The following is a 5,285-nucleotide window of genomic DNA, read 5'->3' on the forward strand; positions in this document are numbered from 1 at the left end:
GGGAAAGAGGGGTTTCGCGGGGACGGAGTGGGACCCGGGGGTCGCGTGCCGCGATGGCATGTGGCAGGCTTGGCCATATGTCTAGACCAATCTTCGAGGTGATCGCCCTCGGCGCGGACGATGCCGTAGCGGCCCAGGACGGCGGCGCCGATCGCCTCGAACTGGTCACCGATATGGCCGCGGACGGCCTGACCCCGTCGCGGGCGACGTTCGGCGCGATCCGCGCTGCCGTCGACATCCCGCTGCGCGTGATGCTGAGGCTCTCGGACGGCTTCACCACGGGCGGCGCCCGCCAGCTGGACGAACTGTGCGAGGCGGCGCAGGGCCTGCGCGCCGAGGGCGCCACGGAATTCGTGCTCGGCTTCCTCGACCCGCGCGGCTCGGCGGACCTCGACGCCGTACACGCCCTGGTGGACGTGCTCGACGGGTGCCGCTGGACCTTCCACCGGGCGATCGACCGGGCCGCGGACCGGGACGCCGTGCGGTTGCAGCTCGCCGGGCTGCCCGGGCTCGACACGTATCTGACCGCCGGGTCCGCCGACGGCGTCGGCGCCGGGATGGCGGTGCTGTGCGCGGAAGCCGCGCGCGGCGGCGAACCGGGATACGAGCCGCGGCTGCTGGTCGGCGGCGGGCTGCTGCTCGACCACGTACCGGAGCTGCGGGCCGCCGGGCTCGACGCCTTCCACGTCGGCGGCGCGGTACGGGCCGGCGGCTGGGCGGGTCCCGTGGACGTCGAAGCGGTCCGCACCTGGCGCAACGTCCTGGACACGCCCGTCGCGGTGGGCTGACCGCGGCCGCGCGCGTGCCGTACCCGACGCGGCCGGGACCCGCCGGGTACGGGGCGAGCTGGAGGCGGGCACGCGGCCATCCCCACCTCGCACTTCGCCTTCGAGGAGCGGCGGATCACCGCCGCCCCGAACGCGCCGGCGCCCGGCGCGGGCACGACCGGGCGGCTGCTCTGACCGCCCGCGCGCCGACGCGGGCGGTCAGTCCGCCAGCGCCGCCGGCAGCGGCCGCGCGTGCAGCACCGCCAGGCCCGACACTGCACGGGTCAGGGCGACATAGAGGCGGCGCAGGCCGGTGCGCGCGTCGGGTTCGGCGGCCACGATCTCCGCGGGCTCGTCGAGCACCACGTAGTCGTATTCGAGGCCCTTGGCGAGCGACGCGGGCACCAGAGTCAGCCGGGCCTCGGTCGAGGTCTCGGCGCCCGGCGCGAGGTAGGGCAGCCCCGCCTCGGCCAGCGCCGCGCCCAGCGCCGCGATCCTCGGGTCCGCCGCGATCAGTCCGATCGACCCCTCGTGCCGCAGCGCGTCCCGGCACGCCGCGACCACCGCCGCGTCCAACTCGCCCTCCGCTACCGCCCGTACGCCGAAGTCGCCGCCCGCCTCACGTACCGAGGTGGCCGGGGCCAGGTCGGGGGCGATCTGCGGCAGCAGCCGGGAGGCGTAGGCGATGACCTCGCGCGGCACACGGAAGCCCCGGGTCAACTCCTCGATCCTGGCGTCCGGTTTGCCGAGGTGGCGCAGCGCCTCGGCCCAACTGGCGGTCGCCCACGGCGTCGTGCCCTGCGCGATGTCGCCGAGTACGGTCGCCGAGCCGGTCGAGCAGCGCCGCCCGACCGCCCGGTACTGCATCGGCGACAGGTCCTGCGCCTCGTCCAGCACCACATGGCCGAGCGACGCGGTGCGCTGCACCAGGTCCCGCGCCTCGTCGATCAGTACGGCGTCGGCCGCCGACCACTTCGCCGACGCCAGCCCGCGCGCGGGCTTCTCCCACAGGATCGCCTTCTGTTCTTCCGCGTCGAGCAGCCCCTCGGCGGACGCGGCAAGGAAGTCCGGATCCGACAGCAGCCGCAGCACCAGCTTCGCCGGATCGACCGGCGGCCAGCACGCCTTGACGGCCGCTTTCACCGCGGCGTTGCGGGCCACCGCGTCCTGCACCCGGTCGTCCGGCGCCTCGCCCGCCCGCTCCATCTGGACCAGCACCGCGTGCGCGATCCGCTGCGGCAGCGCGTCGTGCGCGGCGCCGTAGCGGATGTCGCGGCCGGCCAGCTCCCGGACGATCTCCTCCAGTTCGTGGGCCGGCACCCGCCAGCGCCGCGACCCGCGCACCACCATCACCGGTTCGGTGGGCATCCGGATGCCGGAGCGCACCGCCCGGCGCAGCACCTCCGCCATCCGGGCGTCGCCCTTGACGCGGGCGGTGTCCGCCGAGTCGGCGCCGCGCAGCGGCACATGGGCCACCAGGCCGTCCACCGTGGCCTGCTTGACCTGGAGTTCGCCCAGCGCGGGCAGCACCTGCTCGATGTACTGCAGGAAGGAGGCGTTCGGCCCGATCACCAGCGTGCCGGTACGGGCGAGGCGTTCACGGTGCGCGTACAGCAGGTACGCCACCCGGTGCAGGCCGACCGCCGTCTTCCCGGTGCCCGGCGCACCCTGCACGCACACCGTGCCCGCGACCCCGGCCCGGACGATCTCGTCCTGCTCGGGCTGGATCGTCGCGACGATGTCCCGCATCGGGCCGACGCGGGGCCGTTCGATCTCGGTCTGGAGCAGCTTGCTCGCGGTGTCGGCCTCCGCCGGGTCGGACAGGTGCTCGTCCTCGTACGCGGTCAGCTCGCCGCCGGTGTAGCCGAAGCGGCGGCGCAGCCGTACATCCATCGGCTCGGCGCGCGAGGCGCGGTAGAACGGCTGGGAGACCGGCGCCCGCCAGTCGATCACCATCGGGTCGCCGTGGGCGTCGTGCACATGGCGGCGCCCGATGTAGAAGCTCTCGCCCGCCTGCCGCCCACCGCCGCCCGCATCCGGGCTGCCGGGCGCCGCCCCGCTCGACACCACCCCGGAGGCCGGATCCGTGCCGGGCGCGCGGCCGTAGTCGAGGCGGCCGAAGAACAGCGGGGTGTGGGCGAGGTCGGCGAGCGCCTTGATGCGGACGTCGATCTCGGCGGCGAGGATCTTGGCGTTGACCCAGTTGCCGGTGACATCGCTGATGTCGAGCGCCTCGACGTCCTCCCGCATGGCGCGCAGCGCGGCCCGGGACGACGACAGATGGTCGCGCTCCCGCTGGAGGGGATCGGGCGAATGGTCCTGGATCTGGGCGTGCGAGGGCACGGCTTTGCCTCCGGCTGGTGTACGTACGTGACGAGGCCGACCGGTTTCCGTCCGGCCGGCGGCACTCCCGTCCGGGAGGCGGCAAGACGCGCGATCCTACGCCTCGGCCGCGGGAGGCGCGAACGGATTTCACCCCGGGGGAGACTCAGGGGCGACCCCGATACCGGGTAGGGGTCGGGGCTCCGACCGGGGGCTGAACCCCTGGGGAAAGATGTACGCCCTCAGCCGGACGTCGCCCGGATGCCTGATTTCGTACCGTTGAGACATGGCCTCCACCACTCTTGCCCCAGGTCCGGCCGCCCACGGTGCCACCGTGCTCGGCGCCCTTCCGGAACACCCGCGCCACCGCCTCGGCAGCGCCCTGCGCGCGGTCCGCGTCTTCGCCGTCACGGCGGTGGAGGTGGTGCTGCTCGGCAGCGAGGCCAAGCCGCACTGACCCGGCCGGCCCCGTCCCCGTACCGGCTAGCCGTCCTCGCCCGCGCCGGTCAGGAGATCGTCCGCGTCCACGATCCGGTAGGCGTAGCCCTGCTCCGCCAGGAAGCGCTGGCGGTGGGCCGCGAAGTCCTGGTCGATCGTGTCCCGGGCGACGACCGAGTAGAAGCGGGCCTCGTGCCCGTCCGCCTTCGGCCGCAGCACCCGGCCGAGCCGCTGTGCCTCCTCCTGGCGGGAGCCGAAGGTGCCCGAGACCTGGATCGCGACCGTCGCCTCAGGCAGGTCGATCGAGAAGTTCGCCACCTTCGACACCACGAGCACCGACAGCTCGCCCTGCCGGAAGGCCTCGAACAGCTTCTCCCGCTGCGAATTCGGCGTCTCGCCCTTGATCACCGGGGCGTTCAGATGCTCGCCCAGCTCGTCCAGCTGGTCGATGTACTGCCCGATGACCAGCGTCTGCTCCCCGGCGTGCTTGGCCACCAGCGCCTCGGTGACCTTGCGCTTGGTCGCCGTCGTCGCGCAGTAGCGGTACTTCTCCTCCGTCTCGGCGGTCGCGTACGCCAGCCGCTCGGCGTCGGTGAGGTTGACCCGGACCTCGACGCAGTCGGCGGGCGCGATGTAGCCCTGCGCCTCGATCTCCTTCCAGGGCGCGTCGAAACGCTTCGGGCCGATGAGGGAGAAGACGTCCGACTCGCGGCCGTCCTCCCGGACCAGGGTCGCGGTCAGCCCGAGGCGGCGCCTGGCCTGGAGGTCGGCGGTGAACTTGAACACCGGCGCGGGCAGCAGGTGCACCTCGTCGTAGACGATCAGGCCCCAGTCGCGGGAGTCGAACAGCTCCAGGTGCGGGTAGACGCCCTTCCGCCGGGTCGTCAGCACCTGGTAGGTGGCGATGGTGACCGGGCGGATCTCCTTGCGCGTACCGCTGTACTCGCCGATCTCCTCCTCGGTGAGCGACGTCCGCTTGACCAGTTCGTGCTTCCACTGCCGGGCCGAGACCGTGTTCGTCACCAGGATCAGCGTGGTCGCCTTCGCCTCGGCCATCGCGCCCGCGCCGACCAGCGTCTTGCCCGCGCCGCACGGCAGCACGACCACGCCGGAACCGCCGTGCCAGAAGCCCTCCACCGCCTGCTTCTGGTAGGGCCGCAGCGCCCAGCCGTCCTCGGCCAGCTCGATCGGGTGCGCCTCGCCGTCCACGTAGCCGGCGAAGTCCTCGGCCGGCCAGCCCAGCTTGAGCAGCACCTGCTTGATCTGGCCGCGCTCCGAGGGGTGCACGGCGACCGTGTCCTGGTCGATCCGGGCGCCGATCAGCGGCTGGACCCGCTTCGAGCGCAGGATCTCCTCCAGCACCGGCCGGTCGGTGCTGGTCAGCACCAGCCCGTGCGCCGGGTCCTTGCTCAGCCGCAGCCGCCCGTAGCGGTCCATCGTCTCGGCGACGTCGACCAGCAGCGCGTGCGGCACCGGGTAGCGGGAGTACTCGACGAGCGCGTTCACGACCTGCTCGGCGTCGTGCCCGGCCGCCCTGGCGTTCCACAGGCCGAGCGGGGTGAGGCGGTAGGTGTGGATGTGCTCGGGGGCGCGTTCGAGCTCTGCGAACGGGGCGATGGCGCGGCGGCAGGCGTCGGCCTGCTCGTGGTCGACCTCAAGCAGGAGGGTCTTGTCGCTCTGGACGATCAGGCATGACACGCGGGTTACCTCCGGGCGGGCCGGGTGAGGGCGAACAGACGATTGTACGTCGGGCGGGTG

General features: G+C 73.3%; 4 protein-coding genes. 2 read left to right on the plus strand and 2 right to left on the minus strand.

From position 1 onward, the window contains the following. Positions 1–77: 77 nt before the first annotated feature. Complete coding sequence (locus tag V7E46_RS32210) at positions 78–788, plus strand: copper homeostasis protein CutC (protein ID WP_329178161.1); 711 nt, start codon at positions 78–80, stop codon at positions 786–788. Between the two features lie 198 nt (positions 789–986). On the opposite strand, the gene V7E46_RS32215 is transcribed toward V7E46_RS32210, so the two are convergent. After that, positions 987–3,110: a HelD family protein gene (locus V7E46_RS32215; RefSeq protein ID WP_333771720.1), complete on the minus strand. Its 2,124-nt coding sequence runs from the start codon at positions 3,108–3,110 to the stop codon at positions 987–989. A 265-nt stretch (positions 3,111–3,375) separates the two neighbouring features. Here V7E46_RS32215 and V7E46_RS32220 point away from each other — a divergent pair, with 265 nt between their 5' ends. Then, positions 3,376–3,546: a hypothetical protein gene (locus V7E46_RS32220; protein WP_333771721.1), complete on the plus strand. Its 171-nt coding sequence runs from the start codon at positions 3,376–3,378 to the stop codon at positions 3,544–3,546. A 26-nt stretch (positions 3,547–3,572) separates the two neighbouring features. Here V7E46_RS32220 and V7E46_RS32225 read toward each other — a convergent pair whose 3' ends face one another. Next, positions 3,573–5,225 (minus strand): DNA repair helicase XPB, encoded by a 1,653-nt coding sequence (locus V7E46_RS32225; RefSeq protein WP_333771722.1) that lies wholly within the window; start codon positions 5,223–5,225, stop codon positions 3,573–3,575. Positions 5,226–5,285 lie beyond the last annotated feature (60 nt).

It is taken from the genome of Streptomyces sp. IBSBF 2435 (assembly GCF_036815005.1).
Taxonomy (GTDB): Bacteria; Actinomycetota; Actinomycetes; order Streptomycetales; family Streptomycetaceae; genus Actinacidiphila.

Excerpts from the sequence above, each read along its gene's own strand:
- V7E46_RS32210 (WP_329178161.1), top strand. The coding sequence starts at position 78 with ATGTCTAGACCAATCTTCGAGGTGATCGCCCTCGGCGCGGACGATGCC.
- V7E46_RS32220 (WP_333771721.1), top strand. The coding sequence starts at position 3,376 with ATGGCCTCCACCACTCTTGCCCCAGGTCCGGCCGCCCACGGTGCCACC.